The 21100-nt window shown below is 34.2% G+C and carries 15 protein-coding genes, 2 pseudogenes and 1 other annotated feature; of the genes and pseudogenes, 12 read left to right on the top strand and 5 right to left on the bottom strand.

Translation table 11 applies throughout. The features are described 5' to 3' along the window. Positions 1–303: 303 nt before the first annotated feature. Complete coding sequence (locus tag B3D94_RS20020) at positions 304–2013, bottom strand: methyl-accepting chemotaxis protein (protein ID WP_291759804.1); 1710 nt, start codon at positions 2011–2013, stop codon at positions 304–306. 373 nt (positions 2014–2386) lie between these two features. Here B3D94_RS20020 and B3D94_RS20015 point away from each other — a divergent pair, with 373 nt between their 5' ends. After that, complete coding sequence (locus B3D94_RS20015; RefSeq protein WP_069481500.1) at positions 2387–3163, top strand: MerR family transcriptional regulator; 777 nt, start codon at positions 2387–2389, stop codon at positions 3161–3163. A 3-nt stretch (positions 3164–3166) separates the two neighbouring features. Continuing rightward, positions 3167–4186, top strand: coding sequence for a C45 family autoproteolytic acyltransferase/hydolase (locus tag B3D94_RS20010; protein WP_069481499.1), 1020 nt, complete (start codon positions 3167–3169; stop codon positions 4184–4186). A 246-nt stretch (positions 4187–4432) separates the two neighbouring features. Here B3D94_RS20010 and B3D94_RS20005 read toward each other — a convergent pair whose 3' ends face one another. After that, entirely contained in the window at positions 4433–5053 is a 621-nt protein-coding gene (locus B3D94_RS20005; protein ID WP_069483358.1) for a class I SAM-dependent methyltransferase, read from the bottom strand. A gap of 317 nt (positions 5054–5370) precedes the next feature. On the opposite strand from B3D94_RS20005, the gene B3D94_RS20000 reads away from it, so the two are divergent. The 7 genes and pseudogenes from B3D94_RS20000 (at position 5371) to B3D94_RS19970 (ending at position 12851) form a co-directional block, all read left to right on the top strand. Continuing rightward, entirely contained in the window at positions 5371–5856 is a 486-nt protein-coding gene (locus B3D94_RS20000) for a DUF2975 domain-containing protein (RefSeq protein WP_069481498.1), read from the top strand. A gap of 10 nt (positions 5857–5866) precedes the next feature. Further along, positions 5867–6072, top strand: a pseudogene (locus B3D94_RS19995) (helix-turn-helix domain-containing protein); the annotation flags it as partial. A gap of 51 nt (positions 6073–6123) precedes the next feature. Continuing rightward, positions 6124–6204, top strand: a pseudogene (locus B3D94_RS19990) (N-acetyltransferase); the annotation flags it as partial. Between the two features lie 121 nt (positions 6205–6325). Beyond that, positions 6326–6577, top strand: a binding site (T-box leader). 81 nt (positions 6578–6658) lie between these two features. Beyond that, positions 6659–8020, top strand: a complete 1362-nt coding sequence (locus B3D94_RS19985; protein ID WP_291759797.1) for an amino acid permease — start codon at positions 6659–6661, stop codon at positions 8018–8020. Between the two features lie 275 nt (positions 8021–8295). Then, positions 8296–8964, top strand: a complete 669-nt coding sequence (locus tag B3D94_RS19980; protein WP_291759795.1) for a DNA alkylation repair protein — start codon at positions 8296–8298, stop codon at positions 8962–8964. 304 nt (positions 8965–9268) lie between these two features. Then, on the top strand, positions 9269–10393 hold the full coding sequence (locus tag B3D94_RS19975; RefSeq protein WP_069481493.1) for an S-layer homology domain-containing protein: 1125 nt from the start codon (positions 9269–9271) through the stop codon (positions 10391–10393). 301 nt (positions 10394–10694) lie between these two features. Further along, positions 10695–12851 (top strand): ATP-dependent helicase, encoded by a 2157-nt coding sequence (locus tag B3D94_RS19970; RefSeq protein WP_291759792.1) that lies wholly within the window; start codon positions 10695–10697, stop codon positions 12849–12851. Positions 12852–13255: 404 nt separating this feature from the next. Here the strand turns inward: B3D94_RS19970 and B3D94_RS19965 are convergent, their stop codons facing one another. From B3D94_RS19965 to B3D94_RS19955, 3 genes are all read right to left on the bottom strand, one after another. Next, entirely contained in the window at positions 13256–13531 is a 276-nt protein-coding gene (locus tag B3D94_RS19965) for a YqhV family protein (protein ID WP_069481491.1), read from the bottom strand. 913 nt (positions 13532–14444) lie between these two features. Further along, positions 14445–14699, bottom strand: coding sequence for a GlsB/YeaQ/YmgE family stress response membrane protein (locus tag B3D94_RS19960; protein ID WP_069481490.1), 255 nt, complete (start codon positions 14697–14699; stop codon positions 14445–14447). A gap of 370 nt (positions 14700–15069) precedes the next feature. After that, positions 15070–15540 carry a DUF2975 domain-containing protein gene (locus tag B3D94_RS19955; protein WP_291759789.1) on the bottom strand — a complete coding sequence of 157 codons (471 nt, stop codon included), beginning with the start codon at positions 15538–15540 and terminating at the stop codon, positions 15070–15072. A gap of 283 nt (positions 15541–15823) precedes the next feature. On the opposite strand from B3D94_RS19955, the gene B3D94_RS19950 reads away from it, so the two are divergent. The 3 genes from B3D94_RS19950 (at position 15824) to B3D94_RS19940 (ending at position 21093) form a co-directional block, all read left to right on the top strand. Beyond that, positions 15824–16870, top strand: coding sequence for a 6-bladed beta-propeller (locus B3D94_RS19950; RefSeq protein ID WP_291759787.1), 1047 nt, complete (start codon positions 15824–15826; stop codon positions 16868–16870). Between the two features lie 1129 nt (positions 16871–17999). After that, positions 18000–18707 (top strand): ABC transporter ATP-binding protein, encoded by a 708-nt coding sequence (locus B3D94_RS19945; RefSeq protein ID WP_291759785.1) that lies wholly within the window; start codon positions 18000–18002, stop codon positions 18705–18707. Beyond that, entirely contained in the window at positions 18673–21093 is a 2421-nt protein-coding gene (locus tag B3D94_RS19940) for a hypothetical protein (protein WP_291759783.1), read from the top strand. The genes B3D94_RS19945 and B3D94_RS19940 overlap by 35 nt, the downstream gene beginning before the upstream one ends. Positions 21094–21100: the final 7 nt, after the last annotated feature.

The following is a 21100-nucleotide window of genomic DNA, read 5'->3' as shown; positions in this document are numbered from 1 at the left end:
GTTAAAACTGCGGTTTCGGTGCAGAATCCCTCTTCTACACAAACTGCTGATCTCTCCACTCATTTGTATAGTAATTAACTATTTTTTTGCAGGAATTACAAAAGAACCAAAAGATACAGGCACAAGACAATATCTTTCAGTTTTTATGTAAAGGTTCTTACAATAAATCGTCTTTTTTTATTGCATTCTTACAGATACCTTATGTATAACGGATAGGTAGTGCTAAGGAAGAATTAAAAGCTGTTTTTTTGAAAAAAACCCAATTTCTCTGTATAAAATTAGAGAAATTGAGCTTTGCTTTTATTATCGATTTGCATTTGTTTGAATTGTAAACTTAGAGACATTTTCCTCCATTGTATTAGCTAACTTTGCTAATTCTTCACTAGAATGGGCAACTTCATAAATGGAGGTTGTTTGATTCTGTAAATATGCGGCTGCTTCTTCCGTCCCAGCTGCATTTTCTTCGGATATGGCAGATAAGTTTTGTAGAATATCTATGACTTCGTCTTTTTTTTCACCCATAGTATTGCCTAAGTTATATAAATCCTCAATTACCGTTTTTATTTTTTCAATAGAAACTGCAACATCTTCGAATTTACCATTTGTAGTTTCAACACTTTTTGTTTGCGAATTGACAAGATTATTCACTTCTTGCATTGTTTGAACTGCTTGTCCCGTTTTTCCTGTTAAATCCCCTATCACCGTGGCAATTTCCTTAGTAAATTGATTGGATTGTTCTGCCAACTTCCGTATTTCGTCCGCAACGACCGCAAATCCTTTTCCTGCTTCACCAGCTCTAGACGCCTCAATAGCTGCATTTAGGGCTAGTAAATTCGTCTGTTCCGCAATAGTTCTTATCATTTGACTTGCATTTTGAATTTTCCCAGAGCTTTCGTTAGTCGTGAGAATGATAGTATAAATTTCTTTTGCTGCCATATTATTTTCTTCTGTTGTAGCAACAAGCTCCTTTAATATGAGTAAACTCTCATCTTTTATATTGCTTACTTCATCGACAAATTTATTTAGGTTTTCTAAATGACCTTGATTATTTTCAATTAATTCTCCAAGCTCTCCAATACTTGTAGTCCCATATTCGGTATCTTTTGCCTGTTCCACTGCACCCTTAGCGATGTCTTCAACAGCGGATGATAAATCCTTTGAAGACTCTAAAGAAATACTTGTAGTATCTTTAAGTTCTTCAGAAGATGCAGTTACCTTTTTTGAAGTTTGACTGATTTCATTAAGTAAATCGACAAAATTGTTCTGCATCTCATTTAATGCATATGTAAGCTTGCCTACTTCATCGTTTCTACTTGTATACTTTTGGTTGATTAACTCAGTGAATTCTCCTTTTCCCATTTCATTGCATTTATCAACTGCTAACAACAAAGGTTTGAACATTTTATTAAAAATAACAATCATTAGTATAATGATGATTAAACAGCCAACACCAACTGTCATAATTTCCTTTATTAAAATTTCATTCGTGACCTTTGTGATATCGCCCTCAAAAATACCTACATCCATAGAACCGTATAACGTATTATTTATGTAAATAGGTACCATTATATCGAACGTCCAACTTTTCTGAACATCAGCATAAAATCTACTCGTCATAGTTTTCCCATGTTTTGCTCCATCAACAGAGTAGGGGTCATCTTCATAGTTTTTACCAACTTTTTCTTGATCACTATGAGCAATTGCCGTAACGTTTTTATCAATGACAACTGCATAAGCTATTCCACTTTGCTTAGCTTTGTTTTCAACGAAATTTTGCAATTCCACTGTAGGATTAGATGTGGAAAGTAAGATATTTTCTGCTTGACGTGCAATTTCATCGACTTGTTGGATACTCTTTTCTAATAACGCATCTGAAACATTTTCTTTAACTGTACTAATATTCAAGTAGGAACTAATGCTGATAACCGAAATAAACAGCAAAAGTGAAATTCCGATAATGCGATTTTTTAAACTTCCTTTTCTGACCTTACCATTTTTCAGCTGTTGACTCATAGATACTTACCACCTTCTTTTTAACTATCTCAACTTTTTTAATTATAGTTCTTTAGTTATGTATTATCAATATTATTTGGAACAAAGATGTTACTTTAGGTTATTAATTCTAACTGTATGAAGACTTGCCCTTAGTTGGTGCTCTTCCATATTTTTAGCGGTTTATTTTCCGTACCGTACTAGTTGCAAATAGGATTACATCCATTCGTAAAACTTAATTTTTTTCTAAAAATGTATGGGGTAAATAAGGTTTACATAATTAATGCATTTCTTGAATTGACATGCTGGAACGAGTGAGTCATTTTTTCTGGGAAATTTATCTTTACATTCAAGTTACTTTAAGGTTTAACATTAGACTTAGGGAGATGGTAATTTGACTGAATTCATGAATATACAGCTTTTTTCTGAAAAAACGGGTATTTCTAAAAGTGCATTAAGGTATTATGAGGCAAAGAATTTACTTATACCACGGGAAAGAAGCGTGAATGGTTATCGGGTATATTCCAATGATCAAATCGCGACAGTAAAGTTGATTTCCAGTTTACGTTTAGCGGATATACCAATAAAAGATATAAAAGTTTATTTAATGGAGAACGATGAAGCAAAACAAAAGCAGATGATGGAGAATTGGATTAATAATATTAACAAGAAAAGGGACCATTTAACGGTCAGCCTACGCTATTTAGAAAGTGATTCTATAAGGCGCGAGATTTATCTAACAGAAAAAAGTGCAGAACAAATTATTTGGTATAATGCTGAATCTAAAATAGGAGAATTCAAAGAACACTTTTTGCGTAGAGGAAATGAATTAAAAAAATTAAAAATTCCTATTAAAAATTGTTACTTGAAATATGTATCTGGTAATGATTTTATTAAAGCACAAATTGGTTTTGGTATCCCAATTGATCTAGAAATAAATACTTTATCAGAAACTGCCTTTATAGAACACATACCGCAATGCATCTGTATTGCAATGCCTTATCATGATTCAATCTCAATAATTCAAAATGGTTATCACAAATTGTTACGCTATGCTTCCGAACATAAATGGACACCAACGTCTTCAATCCTGGAGTGGTATCATGGTGTGGATTTTACTGAATTGGATTTGTTAATGCCAGTTACTCAAATTGTAAGGCGAGGGGTATGAGACATGGAAGAGTTGTTTGTAGGCGTTGTTGAGTTAAAAGGTAGTTATAATGATTTGGGATTGACACAAAGTGAAGAGATTAAATCATCCATGTTGTTCGAACAATTAAATTTGCTTCAAACGTTAAGTACTAACACTAATTCAACAAAGGCTCAAAAAATACTAAAGACTGTTTCACCAGGTATTTTAGAGGAACTTAAAGGTATAGCAAAAGGGCTAGAGATGGAGTTAGACCTTATCGTGAAGCTATATAGCGGATATGATGTATCTTTTCCACCGATGGGCTGTACTACATTTATAAATGATAATTATTACGCACGTAATTATGATTTTAGTCCAGAGTTATATGATGCAAGACTCGTATTTTGTAATCCAACAGATGGCTATGCAAGTGTTGGATTTAGCCATTCTGTAATTGGCAGGCTTGATGGGATGAATGAGCGAGGGCTTGTTGTTGGATTACATTTTGTAAATAATCATGACAAAGAAGAAGGTTTTATGGCAACAACAATTGTTCGAATGTTATTAGATCAGTGTGGATGTATAAAAGAGGCAGTCGACTTAATTTCAAATATTCCTCATGGATATTGTTACAATTATTCGATCACAGATCCAAGTGGAGTAGGGGTAGTCGTAGAAGCTTCTCCCCACAAACAGGTTATCCGTCTCGGCAATTCACTATCCTGTACAAATCATTTTGAATCAGAAATATTACAAGAGAAAAATAGAAGAGAGATACAAGGATCATTAAAGCGGAAGGAATATGTAAATAGTCTTTTAAAAAAGAAACTTTCACCAATATCTTTATATAATAATTTTAATGATGGAAACTCTCCCTTGTTTTTTAAATACTATAAAGAGTATTTTGGAACGTTACATACAGTGATCTATTCACCAAAAGATTTATCTCTGATAATCGGTGTAGGAGAGAGTTGTGAACCAATTAAGGTTTCGCTAAAGGATTATTTGGACGGGACTTTAACTATTCCAGGTGTTATTAAAGGAAAAATTAATATAAACTGATTTCTTAATTGGTCATTATAGTAGGTGCCATTTTGAATGTTAGAGATATTAAAAGAAGAAAGAAAACTTAATTGTCCTTTTAATTACTGACGGAAGCACCAATACATAATCATTGAGCATGTATTGGTGCGTAAATTTTATTGCATTTAGTTTACATAATAAAATTAATGGTAACTAAATTCCCACTATTAATTTTCTAGGGGCATGTTTGACAATAAGGACAACTATGCCTATATAGTATAGTAGCTAAGATACTTTAATTACTTCAATATATCGATACATGCCATTCAACATTACAGGATGATCTTTTTCTATTTTTATCCGTTGTTTGTTTTGAATAATGAGTGTTTCAAAATTTCTACCAATATCGGTTCCTAACAAACTTATTAATGGACGTAACAGCTTTTTTGTATATGTTATTTTTTGATTTTTAGGAGCAAATTTATCAAAAATCAACATTCTTCCATCTTTTTTTAAAACTCTTATCATTTCTCCAAAACATTTACTTCCATCAGGAACGACCGAAAGAATTAAACTCGCTACAATATAGTCAAAGGATTCATCTTCAAACGCCATTTTTTGAGCATCCATTTCTAAAAAATGAATAGTAGAGTTCTTGAATTTATTTTTAGCTTTATTTAACATGTCAGGAGAATAATCAATGGCTGTAATATCATATTTAGCGTAATCAATTAATTCTAAATCCGCTCCAGTACCAATGCCTACATACAATATTTTTTGTTTGCTTTTAAAAGGTACTTCTTGAAAAATCCTCCTTCTCGCTTTTAGAAAAATACCTGTGTTAAAAAATTTATCGTAGAAGGAAGAGCCTATCTTGTAAATTATTTTGTTCCATGTATTATTCAATCTATCATCCAACCCTTCAACAGCGTATTTAAGTATATGAATTTTTATAATTCTGTGAACCCTCCGAAAATGGAAGTACTTTACTGTTATCATATCAAAATATAAAAAAATTCCTATTAAAATTAAAATGAGCTTAAAGGCGGGGACTGTGCAATGTGCTCGAAGATCTTAGAAAAAGGGTCATTATAGTTGAGTTAAAATTTTAGGTATTATATAAAAAAACAATAATAATATAATCCAAAACAATTTAATTTTATCGCAAAACGATAAATTCTGTGGTAAATTGATAATGTTATTAAATAAGTGAGGTGCTGAAAATGAGTGTTAAACGAGGTTCAACGACTTTCTTAAAGGTTATTATTTTTCTGGCTGGAATTGCAATTCTTACTTTATGTATATTTTTAGTGCCTCAAATCGCTAATTTCGCATCAAGTTTGTATCCAAATTTTTCTCCAATGACAACTCTTATTTTCACCGTGATGTATGGAGCGGCCGTGCCTTTTTTCTTTGCTCTCTATCAGGCTTTTAAACTTTTAAAGTATATTGACGAGGATACTACGTTTTCAAAGTTATCTGTAAAGGCATTAAAGAAGATAAAGTGTTGCGCGATTTTAATCAGTGGGTTGTATGCTTTAGGAATGCCGATCTTCCATTTTATAGCAAGGAAAGTTGACCCTCCTATTGGCATAATAGTGCTCATTATTATTTTCGCTTCATTGATGATTGCTGTTTTTGCTTCTATCCTCCAACGGCTTCTACAAGAAGCGATTCATATAAAATCAGAAAATGATTGGACGGTCTGAGGTGGATGATGTGGCTACTATTATTCATATTGATGTGATGTTAGCAAAACAAAAAATGGGCGTAACGGAGCTTTCCGAAAGAGCTGGATTGACTATGGTGAATCTTACTATTGTGAAAAATGGGGGAGCAAAAGCGGTTGTTTTTTCAACATTAGAAGCAAGACTTTGGATTACCAGCAAGTTGATATTTTAGCGTACAAAGGTGACGAAGACAGTTACAATAGAAGTGAAACACATAATGGTATGGAACAGTCATTTTTCAGCATATTGGAAGGAACGTTAAGGAATGAGGATCTATCCGCAGATGGTAGCAAGCTGACTGACACTTGTGTTTATGCCAAAATAAATGGTGAATTCTATTTATCTAGTAAATATCATCTGCAATTTAAACGGGTTATGAAGAAATTTTATATTGACAAAATATTTTTTTGCTGTAAAATGAAAAACAATTCAAAAATATTTGTATAGAACAAAGGCTATGAAAAGAAATAGTATCAATTATTTTTACGAACAGAAAGTTACCGGTTGATGAGAGGTGCATGTAAAACGATTGAGAATTCATCTTGGAGCTGTGTACCGAAAAGATCATTCTAAGTAGGCTACACCGGTAAGCATCCGTAATCATGTGCGAGAGTATCGTCAAATGACCGTACTTCTTAAGGTAAGTAATGTGAATTGCTTATAAATTAAAGGTGGTAACACGAGTTGAATCGTCCTTTTGGTTAATCCAAAAGGGCGTTTTTTTTTATTCCTTTTTTGAGCAAAGTATTTGAAAATCTAAATGTAATAGGAGTTAGACATTATGAAAGACAATCATCAAGATTCACAGCTAAAGCGCGGATTAAGTACTCGTCACATGCAATTAATTGCACTTGGCGGATCCATTGGGGTCGGTTTATTTTATGGCTCTAGTTCAACCATTCAAATGGCTGGGCCCTCTATTTTACTAGCTTATTTAATTGGCGGATTAGTTATTTTCACAATTATGCGTGCATTAGGCGAAATGGCAGTAGAGGAACCTGTATCAGGCTCGTTCAGTACGTACGCCAATAAGTATTTAGGACGCTTTGCTGGGTTCTTATCGGGTTGGACGTATTGGTTCATGTGGATTGTCGTTGGCATGGCAGAATTAACAGTAGTCGGTGTATACATTAACTACTGGTTCCCTGATATTCCACAATGGGTAACTGCCCTTGTAGTACTTGTTATGATGACGCTTGTAAACTTAGCAAATGTAAAAGCCTACGGAGAATTCGAATTCTGGTTTGCGATGATTAAAGTTGTTGCGATTATCGGTATGATCGTTCTAGGATTAGCCATTATTTTCTTCGGTGTTGGCAACCACGGTGAAGCAATTGGCTTCGATAATTTATGGGCACATGGCGGTTTTATGCCAAATGGTTTCCATGGTATTTTAATGTCATTAGTATTAGTTATGTTCTCATTCGGTGGAGTTGAATTAGTTGGTATTTCTGCAGGAGAAGCAAAAAATCCTAGCAAGTCAATTCCGTCAGCTATTAACAACATTGTTTGGCGTATTTTAATTTTCTATATTGGTGCATTAGGCGTTATGATGATTATTTATCCTTGGAACGAAGTTGGTTCAGAAGGTAGCCCGTTTGTTCAAATTTTTGATTACGTCGGCATCCCTGCTGCTGCTCACATTATTAACTTTGTTGTCATTACAGCAGCAATGTCTGCATTTAATAGTGGTCTATACGGTTCAGGACGTATGCTACATAACTTATCAGTACAAAAAAATGGTCCCACATATTTCAAATCAGTAAGCAAAAACGGTAGTCCACGTAGAGGGATTTTATTTTCTTCAGCAGTGTTACTAATGGCGGTTGTCTTAAACTATGTAGTACCTGAAAAAGTGTTCATCTATATTTCTGCTGTTGCAACTGTTGCAGTCATTACAAGTTGGATGATTATATTATTAGCACAATTGAAATTTAGAAAGTCAAAAACGAAAGAGGAAGTAGCCGAGCTGAAATTTAAAATTCCGCTTTATCCACTTTCTACGTATATTGCCATTGCATTCTTATTAATGGTGATTGTGCTAATGGCGTTTATTCCAGATATGCGTATTGCGCTATATGTCGCACCAGTTTGGTTTTTAATCTTATTTGTTGGATATAAAGGTATAAATGTGAAAAAATAGTTAAATCATTTTAATTAACCGATATTTCCTTCAATGGGACGTAAATCGATTGGATTCACCCAACTTAAGATTAATCATTTGTATGCTCTAGAATACGTGAATGTCCCAAAAAGAAATCAAAGTCCAAGAAATGCTGTTAAACCAACATTTCTTGGACTTTTTCTATGAAAAAAGATAAACTTTGGAGGAACAGCACGGCCATAAAACTTATAACGAAATTAAGTTTTGGATATATCGTATTATGAAATAATGCTTTAATAAAGGAGCTGTATAAAATGGATGAACAAAAAGATACAGAAATAACACGCCCTTCAAAAGCAGAAAACATTCTATCTCAGATCAATAGTAAAACGAAGCTAGGCGACCTACGAAAAATCGCGAAGGACATAAAAAAAGACCATGAACTAGCTATGGAACTTTGGTCAACCAAAGAGTTTTTACCTAGACTATTAGCGATTTTAATTATGGACAAAAAATGTCTTTCACATGAAGTGTTAAATAAGCTTGATAAGGATATGCAGACTCACACTTTTGATGAGCGAAATAACTTAATGGATTGGTTAATGGCGAATCAGCTCACAAAAGACAAGAAGAAAATTGAGTTAATGGAGTCATGGGAGAATAGTCAATCAACTCTTCAAAGGCGAGCTTTTTGGTATCATCAAGGGCGATTGAGATGGACTGGGCAAATACCCCCTGATAACACTGCACACCTGCTATCTGCATTAGAAGCTAATATTATGCAGGAAGAACCGGAAGTACAGTGGGCTATGAATTTCACCGCAGGCTGGATAGGTGTTTATGATGAAAAGAATCGTGCACGTTGTATTAAACTTGGTGAGAAAACGGGTCTTTACAAAAATGAAAAAGTGGCAAAAGGATGTACGCCCAGCTATTTGCCAGAATTCATTACGATTGAAGTGAACAAACGACAAAACAATTAGTTACCTCTGAAAAATAAATTAGGCTTTCTTGCAAAATAATCCGGCGCTTTTCAGAACTAAGGAAAGCGTCTTTATGATAGTCACAATTCCAGCTCCTCCTCATATTCAAACAACTTTGCACTCTAGAAAAACTTTCCTGAAAAACTTTCTTTAATTAAACCTCCGTCAGACTTAATTGATATGAATTGTTTTTATAGAAAATATTATACATTTCCATATTTTACTCTCTATTAATATTTGTAGCAGTCATGTAAACTACGTCTATTGGTAAAAATTTAATAGAAGAAAGTAGAGGCAACCACCAATGAAAGCACTTTATGTTTTTTTATCTTCCCTTGTATTTTTTGGATTTATTTGTGTTTCACCAGCAGCAGCAGCAGAAAAACCCATCGATTTATATTATTTGGATGATGTTGATTACGATCATTGGGCATACAATGAATTGGAACGCTTCCTGTATGCAGATATTATAGACGGATATGTGGAAACAGAATCGTTTGAGGAAGATGGGGAGAAATATGAATATACATACGTCTCTATAAAACCAAAAAACTCTATTACTCGTGCTGAATTCACGAAAATTTTAGTGAATTCGATGAATTTACGTGCAGGTGAAACAGTTAAATCGTTCCCTGATGTAAAACCGGCGAAATGGTATTACGAGTATGTGAAGGTTGCTAGTAGCCAAGGCATCATCAATGGTAAACCAGACGGTACTTTCCGACCGAATGATAAGATTACACGTAACGAAATGGCAGTCATGATTTACCGTGCATTTGAGTCAACGCTTGATTTTTCAGCAACAGGAAAAGTATTCCCGGATGTACCAAAGGGGAATTTTGCCTATGAAGCGGTTATGAAAACGGCAGCTTTAGGAATTATCAAAGGGTATGGAAATGTCTTCAAACCCTACAATGATGCAACTCGCGCTGAAGCTATCGTGATGATTGACCGTGCCTTACATTTAGTGCCAGGAACAGATGAAGATCCAGCTACAAGCATTCAAACAGTGGAACGTTACATTAAAGACGAGATGAAGTTTACTGAACAACAAGACGTAGAAGCATTAAAAGCCCTTTATCATGAAACGACAATGGGTTACCAACTAGCTTATTCACTTGATAGTATGGATTTGGCAGATATGATTGAAGAAGATCCAGATACTAAATTCACAATGGAACAGATTGGTGAACATGTGATCAATGCAGTTTCTGTAACTAATCATTTTGCTGAAGTTCGCATTGATAACCTAGTATATAAAATATCTATGACAGCTCCAGATATGTCTTTTAACATGAACATTGACTTATCAGGTACTGCTTATCTTAAGAAAAATGATGATGGTAAATGGAAAATTTATAACGTTGTTCTTGATGAAGATGACTCTGACCAAGATTGGAAAGAAACATTAGAAACTGAGATCAACTAAGAACGAAAAGCGGAAGGGATTTATCTCAAATCCGCTTTTTTTCTTAAATTAAATTAGTAATTTTTACTTTTACCTTTAATTGTTTTACTCCAAAAACGATTGCTTTTTGTTGGTGAAGTAAAGTCAATCTATATATATATGACGAACCGGAATTTCTTATTTCTATAAAGTGGATTTCGGTTTTTGTTGTGGATTAAGAACATGAAGTGGCGTTAATTGTGCTGCTTTCCTTTGCAGAATCCACATCATTGTATTCATTAGGTTATAATATAGTGTAGATTTTTTGAATGGAGCGATTGATATGAATGGAGCGCAAAAAGCGTTTTTTGAGGAAAAGGAGCGTTCACTTGGCGTTCGTCTAAATGATGTGCAGACGCAGGCAGTGCTGCAAACAAATGGTCCACTGTTACTATTAGCATCGCCTGGTTCAGGAAAAACGACGACGATTATTATGCGTATTGGATATATGATTGAGGAGCTTGGCGTGAAGCCTTCTCGCATAAAGGCTGTTACGTTTAGCAAGGCATCGGCAGGTGATATGAAGGCACGTTTTGCAAAGTTTTTCCCGCATTTGCCACCGGTTGATTTTTCGACGATTCATAGTTTAGCTTTTCAAGTTGTGCGGCAGACACTTGAACGTCAGGGCATTTCGTACGGCATTATTGAAGAATCGGACAAGCCGGGTGTCGTTTCAAAAAAACGAGTGCTTCGCGAAATTTTTGAACAATTAAATGACACAAAAATTACCGAAGATCAGCTAGATGAGCTACTGACGTACATAACGTATATCAAAAATAAAATGCTGCTAGAACAGGAATGGGAAATTGCAAAAGTAAAGGTGCCAAAAAAAGTGCAGATTTTACAACGTTATGAGGAATATAAACGCACAGGTAGTGACCGTTTGTTAATTGATTTTGACGATATGCTATTAATGGCGAATGAAATTTTTACGAAAAACCGAGAAGTGCTGGCACAATACCAACGCCGCTACGATTATTATTTTACGGATGAGAGTCAGGACACATCGCCCGTCCAACATGAGATTATTGCGAAGCTCGTCGCAGTCCACCAAAATTTATGCGTCGTCGCGGATGAAGATCAGGCCATTTATAGCTGGCGCGGTGCAGACCCAGACTATTTGTTGGATTTCCAAAAGGTGTTTCCGGAGGCGCAAGTTTTACTTATGACACAAAACTATCGTTCATCAGCAACGATTGTAGAGCCAGCCAATATATTCATTCAGCGCAATAAAAAACGCTATAACAAACAAATGTTTACGGATAATCCTGCAGCAGAGCCAATCTCGTTTAAAATCCTAGAGAATTACCATTTACAGGCCAAATATTTAGTGGACCAGTTGAAAAATCTGTCTAAGCGTGGCTCAACGGCTATTTTATATCGAAATAATACGTCCGCTATTCCGATTATGGACGCGATTGACAGGGCGGGTTTGCCTTTCTATATGAAAGATTCCACCATTCGTTTTTTTACGCATTGGGTTGTGGAGGATATTATGAACTTCATGCGTCTAGCGTACAATACAAAAAACATCACTGTCTTTGAAAAGATTTACAGAAAAATGAATGCTTATATTACACCAGCGCAATTGAAGGCCCTACAAAGGGTGCCGGAGGAATGCTGTGTGTTCACACAATTGTTAGAGCATGTTGAGTTAAAGGATTATCAGCCTGAATATATTAAGCGAATTCGCAAAACGTATGATAGCATTCAATTTGATAAAACGACACCGACAGCTATGTTAGAGCATATCCGTTATGACTTTGGTTATGAGCGTACTTTAAAGAAAATGAGTGAGACTCTCGGTTTTAATTATGAAAATTTAATAGATATTGTAGATGTACTTGGTTTAATTGCGCGCCATACGCAGACGATGACCGAATTTGCAGGTCGTTTGAAGCAGCTTGAACATTTAGCCCGCTCGTCTCACATAGAAAATGATTTGAATGCCATTACACTGACAACATTGCACAGCTCAAAAGGCTTAGAATTTGACCGTGTGTATTTGATTGACTTAATTGAAGGGATTTTACCTAGTGAGCAAGAAGAAGAAATTGAAGAAGAAACGCGGCTCTTTTATGTAGGGATCACGCGAGCGATTCGCCATTTGGAATTAATTTCGTATAGCAAGCGCTTTAAAACAAGTGTGGAGCCATCGATTTTCATGAAGGAGTTAAAACAAATCATTTCACCGCAGGAAGTACCAAAGAAAGCGCAGAAAAGCCTGAGAAAAGCACTGAAGCAATATCATAATGAGCGGACGATTACAACCGAGGCAGCGTTAATTGTTGGCTCGAAAGTAAAGCATGTGATTTTTGGTGAAGGGGAAATAGTAGCTGTTACGACTAGCACGATTGAATTGTCATTTACAACAGGGATTAAGAAGTTTGTGACGGATACATGTTTACAGCAAGGTTATTTAGAAACGATGGAAGTGTAAATAAAGCTTTCTAGAGTTTTTCGAATGTACAGGCGTCCGCTCAGTCAGATCCACATCGAAACTTTATTAAAGTGGCGAGTAAATTGGTAAAGTACAAAACCAGATGACATTGTTGATGGTTATCACGTTAAAAGATGATCAGATGATTTTAATTAAAGTGTAGATATTATAATATGTCATCAATAGGGTAGATAAATGTGATGCTTGTAATAAAGTATTTAATAGGGGTATGAATGGCATGTCTATTTGCTGTGAAGAAATAAATGGCTGTTTGTTTAGTAATCATGATAGAAAGTAAATGTCATGTATTAAGATTTAAATAACATCTATTGTAAAACATACTGTTTGTAGGATTTTATTGTACTTGAATTACTTGCCTTTGTTATTTTTGGGATACTTTTTTATTACTTAATATGAGAGCTTACTAGAATAAGTGTAATTCCCGTAAATAGGCAAACGATTCTCATTACAGGAATTTTATCAGCTAGTCCAAATAATGCAATTGCTGTCGTTACGATTAAAACTGTTGGACCAACTAAAGCAAGCATTGTATTAATATAGAAAGCTTTTTCTAAACTATTCAACTTTAGCATCAACAATCCAGCACTTACTTCAATACTTCCAGACAAAACCCGTAAAATAACCATAGCAAGAAGAGATTTATCAATAATAGTCATCATCCTTTTTTAAATAATTTTCGCTTATATTAAAATTCCATCATTAGAATAGAATCATTTTAGACTTCTGTTTTAAAGAAATACTAAATCAATATATGTAGGATTCCTATCAAATATTCTTGTTATATAATGCTTTATAGTATTGCGTTAAAAAGAGGTTTTCTAGATAAAAGAAATTATTAATAGAATCAGTTTGATAGATCCATTTTCTGTTTATATAGATTTTTATATAGGCACACATAATAATTCCACTAACATTCATTTGAATTACCTTTAAGTGAGGGGAGAAGCTAGAAGCTTAATTATTACACTACCAGACTATTTACTAGAAGAAATAAAGTATAGAAAAGATCTTTTGAAAAATCTGTAATGAAACAAATTTATATTCAAGAAGTTTGGTGTAAGGGTAATGACAAATCATGTAATTAGGACAGAAGATGAAATTAAATAAACTCTTTTAAGGAAGCCTAAAAATGGAGGAATTAATTAAATGTATATTGTGCCTATCGGCTTTTTTATAATTTTCCTTATTTCAACGACCTCGGGACTACTTTTAATGTTTAAGCTGAAAAACAAAAATAAATATAACATTGCTAATGGAACTATTGCTTTAGGGACTGGAATTTTTGCTTTAATAGCCTGCATATTTTTCTTGTTTTAGCGGAATTTGATTTCCTTCTTTAATTGCGAACACAATCTTGATAGTCAACAATTGGGTGCTATTGTTGAATAAGCCGTTCTGTTCCTTGAATTTACGGAGCCAAGGATGGTAAGTAAATAAGAACAAAGTAAAAGCGGTCCTCCACAGATTAGATTGTGGAAGGCCGCCTTTTTAGTATTCGTACAGTCACCATTTATTGTTGGTTACGTCTGATTCATTTGACCGTATAGAAATTAACTAAAGGATCAATTTAGCTTACGCAGCTTGACGCAATGATTTCATAATTAAGCTCACAATGAAAACTAGTATAATTGCTCCAATGAGAGCAGGGAAGATATAAAAATCAGAAATTTTAGGACCCCAACTTCCAAGAAGCATACCACCAATCCATGCACCGATAATACCTGCGATAATATTACCAATAATTCCACCTGGGATATCTTTTCCTAAAATTATTCCTGCAAGCCAACCGATAACCCCGCCAATTATTAAAAACCAAATGAAACTCATACTAACCATCTCCTATTTTGTATTTTAATATTTCGCTATAGGGTTATATAACCTTTTTTAAACCCCTTCAAACTATATAGAGAAAAAAATTATAATTAGTGGAAGTTTAAAAGAAGTTAACGGACATTGTTCTAATGTGTTTGTATATGACAAAGTTATCTTCGGTCTGTTGAGAAATAAATAAAAACTGAGTTCAGAGAAATTAAAAGGATTAAACTCGGTACAATACCGAATTCAATCCTTCATAGCTGTTTACCTTAATAGAACATCTTAATTTGTGGTGTCACTTCAAAAAAAATAGGCGCCCAATTTTCATGTAAGGGTCAACATTTAGTAGGGAAAGTAGTTATTATTCTTGCAAAATAAACATCTAGATTTTTTCTAGAGCGTTTTTTATGGGCCTTTGAAGTACATCCATAATGGCTGCGATGATAGCTGTTACTAAAATCCCTATTAGACCAAGTGCTATCGGACCTGCTGCATCGTCACCCGTGAACATAGCAAAAGCCCTTAGGTAAACTAGTAAAATCAAAATGAAGAAAATAATTGTAAAAGCGCATTTTTTAATAACCTTCAAGGATTTAAGAGATAACTCAGAAAAAGCATTGTTTAGATTGATATAACTCAGTAGTTTATATGCTTGATACATCGCAACAGAAAACGTAATGCATACTCCGTAGGCACATAGTAATAATGGATATATCGAGTAATCTCCTGGACGCACTTTCGCATCTCGTATAGCTGCTTGAGGTAACCAATATACACACACAGCAAGTACCGCAATGCCAATAAGGAAAGCAACTATTTTTAAGAAGAAAGTTGAACTTAGTTTAACATTCATTTGAAGCACCTCACTGATTTAATGATAATATGATATTAGCTTATTTATTATCGTTTATCAATATATTTATTTTGTTTTTCATTATGTTATTGTTGTTATTCAATTAAATTAATATCTTATTAAGCGAATGATGCTTTACTTTAACAAGTTCTAGTACAATTAAGTGGTGTGTAATTGAATTACCCATATAGTGGAGATTGCTATTACATAGAAAACATTCCAAATGAGGTTTCAATAGGGGGTAAAACGATATAATTTTACTTCAAATCAACAGCAAATCGGTATGCCTTTTAATGGAGATGGGCAGTTTATAAATCCTACAGGAATCGCGATTACTAATAACGATATCCTGTATGTGGGCGATCGTGATAATCGTCGAATTCAATATTTTGATAGCAACGGAAACTATCTAGGCAAATGGGGGAGCGAAGGCACTGGAGACGGTCAGTTTTTACAACCACATGGTCTTGCAGTTGATGCACAGGGTCACGTATATGTAACGGATAGTGAATTACACCGAGTCCAAAAATTTGATGTCAATGGTGCTTTCATAAGCAAATGGGGAACTCAAGGGACTGGTGATGGTCAGTTTCGGTATCCTTTTAGTATTGAGGTAGACAACGGAAGCGGTCATCTATACATCCCTGATGCACAGAATAACAGAATCCAAATGTTTGATTTGGAAGGAAATTATGTGAGTCAATGGGGGAGCGGAGATGGACAATTTAACTTCCCGAATAGTATAGCGATTGACAATAACGGTCACGTCTATGTAACGGAAGCCAATAATCATCAAGTCCAAAAGTTCGATGGAGATGGGCATTTCCTAAACAGGTGGTCCGGCTTGATTAACACTATAGGTATTGTTCTTTCACCAAAGACGGGGCAGTTGAATGTAGGAGGAAATCTAAGTTTCCAACTGACAGAAACCTTCACAAATGGAACGAGTCAAGACCAAACAGCAAACACAACGTTTACAGTTAGTGATCCAACCATCGCCACGATTCAGAACAACGAATTCACAGCGATTTCTCCAGGAACAGTAACTGTAACGGCAACCTATGGGAGTACGTCTGATACGGCGACGATTACTGTGAATGCAGTACCTATCCCTACACCGACACCAGAGCCGATACCGGAGCCAGTTTATCCAACAGAACCGGACGCCCTCCCGTTCATACGCGCACAGGCAGTGAAAGTACTCAACCAATTATTCGAACGTCCGGCTTTAGAAGACATTACAACGTCTACATTTAACGATGTTCCTTCTCCACATTGGGCCTTTGGAGAAATTGAGGCAGCTGCAACAGAAAGAATGGTCAAACAATGAAAAATAAACTACACATGTATGGTTATTTTTATTTATGCGATATGGGTATGCAAATAAATAAACAAACAGAAGAAGACCATTTCCTTAAATGAATCGACCCCGCTCGGGCCATAGAAAATTTATTCCACCAACATCAAAGCTGGGCAGTTAATGAAGCAATAAATCGATAATAATTGTAAATCAAAATAGCACTATGCATGAATTGAATTGACCCTTTGGGTTAGACAAATTAAAAAAGCATCTTCAATTACATTTAGGGTAATGTATCCTAATATCTATTGAAGGTGCTTATTTTTTTGGGAACGAGAGCCACAATTGACAATAGTGATTATAAGGACATAGGTTTATTCATCAATCGATCTTTATAAACGGCCCTTTTTATAGTACCAAATACAATGATTCCAGCAAAAGAAGTCGTAACGAAAGAACAAACGAGATTTGGAGAGTATAGCCTTCCAGCAAAACTATATGTGGTTCCACAGAATGCGAACTTTTAAGAAGCAGGACGTGTCTGTATGCTGTATTAAAATCATCCATTGTTCTTAAAAAATGGTTATATTATTGGGACTTTCGACAAGGAGACAATTCAAGAGGTTGATCTAAATACTCTTTATCTATCCTACTAAAAAGCTCACTATATGAGTCAGTGGACGAATATGGATGCCTTCAAGAATAGTCTTACCCACATAGTTACGGTAATAAATTGAATCTACAAGAAGGGGACGTGATCTTCTATCATGCAGACCAATCATCACTAGATGAAGTTTAGGCTCAAATGCGTAAGCTTTTAAATTTATTAGCCTTCAACAAAGTGAATTAAGTGATTAGATAGTGAACCGATTTGAACAGTAGAAGAATAAGTAGAGTTGTTTTAAAAGGTAAAGATAGCTTTGGAGTACTTTTATGGAATTATCATATATAAGAATGGAGGGTGTATTCAAAAAGTGGTGGTGCATTGGTCTGAATAATAGAGGCTACCAAAAAACAGAGTATTCACTTATAATTAAAATTGGTAGTTCTGTAAAATAATTCAATAACTTTATTAAGTGTGCTTATGAAAAATATATTAAATTATTGATGAGACGGACTTTAAGTGATTTAAGAAACAAAGAAATCGGGGGAGAAATACATGATAGAAATCAAAAACATAAGTAAAACTTATACCCACCATTCTGAAAAAGTGAAAATAATCAATAATATATCAATTAGTATTGAAGAAGGTCAGTGGTGTACGATAGTTGGACCATCAGGCGCCGGAAAATCAACATTTTTAAATTGCGTGGCAGGCCTTTTACAACCCGATGAAGGTGAAATTATTCATGAAGGAATAGATATTTATAGTCTTAAGGATAAAGTGAAAAGTGAATATAGGAGACTTAATATAGGATTTATATTTCAAGACTTCAAACTATTACCATATTATTCGGTTCTGGATAATGTAGCATTACCATTAATTTATGATGAGCAAAAAAAATCTCTATACACTAAAGCAAAGAGTCTATTAGAAGAAGTGGGAATTAAAGAACAAATGTTTAATAGATTACCCGAAGCCTTATCTGGAGGAGAAAAGCAAAGAATTGCGATAGCACGAGCGCTAATTGCTAATCCAAAAGTTCTCATATGTGATGAACCAACAGGGAATTTAGATGTTAATAATCGTAATATAATTCTAGACTTATTAAGTAAATTTAAAAATTCAGGTAAGACAATCATAATGGTTACACATGATGAAGAAGTGGCAAATCATGGAGATAAAATCTACAAGTTATCTAATGGGATTTTGGAAGAGAGGATGAAAAAAAATGATTCGTTTAATTTTGAATCGAATAATCAGTAGGAAGTTGGTATCACTTACGATTATCTTAGCTTTTTTTGGAATTTTCTTACTGATCCCAATGGGATTTCAAAATACAAAAGAAACAAAGCTAGCTGTAGAGAACTCTATTGCAGAACATGGTAGAGGTACTTATGACATTTTAATAAGACCAAGCTCTTCTAGATCTAACATAGAAAAAAAAGTTGGTATGGTAGAAGAAAATTACATAGGGGATAGTAAAGGTGGTATATCTCTTAAAGAATGGGAAAAAATCAAACAAAATCCTTCAATTGAAGTAGCAGCGCCAGTTGCTTCAATTGGCTATTTCAGTGGTAAAAAGCTAACCGTTGAATTTCCAAAATTAGATGACCCTACAAGATATACCTTCCAGTTTTATACAACGGATGGACAAAAAGAATATCCAATAAGTAAGACACAAAATCTAGTTTATTTCGAAGAATCAATACCAGGTTATATAGAGTATTTAAAGGTTATACCAGGTGAAACAGCAGTAGGAGCCATTATGGATGTAATGTTACCTGCAACGTATCATTTATTATCAGCAATCGATATTGAAAGTGAACATAAGCTAACGAAGGTTGATTACTCAGAATTAAAAAAGGATGTTAATCCTCATGACCTTGAAATGATAACTAAAAATATCGGGGAAATTCCAATTATTAAAGTCATTCAAAGAGAAGATATTAACATTCCAATAATGATGAAATTGAAAGTGGACAAACTAGATATTAATGTTTCAGATTATAGAGAAAAATTAGGGATTGCCGATCAAGAGTGGCTAATGTCAGCAAACGATCAAAATAAAGAGGACGTAATGGCAGAATTAAGTAAGTTAAAGGCTATAACTACTACCGAATATAATTTAGATCTTACTTCTTTTCAAAAGCCATTTGATGGTACTGCACTAAAGATAAATAATGATTTTAAAGTAGAGCTAGCAACTGATTTTGCTTCTGATCGAGGAGAAACTTCCATTTATTATATAGCTGAAAAGCTTCAATATAATACTTCAGAAAAAGGTTTAAATGTAAGCATAGTTGAAAACGGTAGTCCACCTTCATATAAACTCTTAAAGAAAAAAGGGGAAAGCTTATATGAATCGCCCCCTCCGTTCCTTATTGAGCAAGTAGGGACATTTTCCCCAATTAAGGAAAAAAACAATCTTACTTCTAGTCCCTTGGGTATTTATGCAACATCCAAAATAGAAACTGAGCAAGGTAAAATACTAAAACCAACTACTGTACCTGGGAGTTTTATTCCTCAACCAGCAGGGGGATTAATTACTCTTGAATCTGCAGAAATAATAAAGGGGTCAGAGCCTATAGACGCAATAAGAGTTAAGGTCGCGGGCATTTCAAAATATAATAAAGAAGCACAGCAAAAAATTGAGAAAATAGCAACTGAATTTCTACAAGACGGTTATGAAGTAGATATTGTTGCAGGGTCTTCTTTTAAAAATGCTACTTTAGAAGTTGAAGGCATAGGAAAAGTAATAGCTCCTTGGACAACTTTAGGGGTTGCACAAGAATTAGAAGAAAGTTGGAATGGTTTAACATTCTTAACTACGATATTATTTGCAACTTTTGTTTTAGTATGGTTTGTATCTAGATTACTTTTTGAAAAGGGTACGTTAGAAAAGGAAGATGAATTATTGACTATATTAGGATGGTCACATGAAAGAATTATCAGAAGAAATTATCTTGAACAATACTTTTTATTATTTATTGCATTTATATTAAGTATTACATTTATGACTATATTAAAATTGGAAATAAGGTATTATCTCATTGCTTCATGTATTTTAATTGTAGCAATTCTCATGATAAATATCATATTTTTCATTAAGAGGGAAAATTCAGACCGTGTGATAGCTTATAAATTTTCTCCTTCTCTTTTCTATCATAGACATATTATTATGCCTACTATGTCTATTCTCTTTACATCTACAATCTTATTAGTTATTCAAATAGCGAATTTTGGAAACACGCTATTCAAGTCTCAAGAATCTACATTAGGACAATTTACAGTAGATGTAATTTTTTTGTTCCAACTATCCATTTTAATTTCAACATTCATTTTATCAACTTTCGGTCTAACTGAATGCTTAAATACTTTATTTTATGCTAGAAGAGCGGAATTTAATATGTATCATATAATCGGGTGGACAAGAAAGCGTATATTATTTCATTTATCTAAGGAAATTTTTTTATGGGCGACTTTCTCAATTTGTTTAGGATTAATCACCAGCTATCTAATCTTATTGAAGATGGGAGTTATGATTAATTGGATTATAGTGGGGATACTATCTTCAGGAGCAATATTGTTTATTGTAGTGAGCTTCGTTACAATAGTAAGAAATTTATTTATGCAGTGTCGTGAAAATTAATGGTTTT

It is taken from the genome of Lysinibacillus sp. UBA5990, assembly GCF_002429815.1.
GTDB lineage: Bacteria > Bacillota > Bacilli > Bacillales_A > Planococcaceae > Lysinibacillus > Lysinibacillus fusiformis.
The sequence above is the reverse complement of the archived record's forward strand: the minus strand, read 5'-3'. Positions and strand labels throughout refer to the sequence as shown.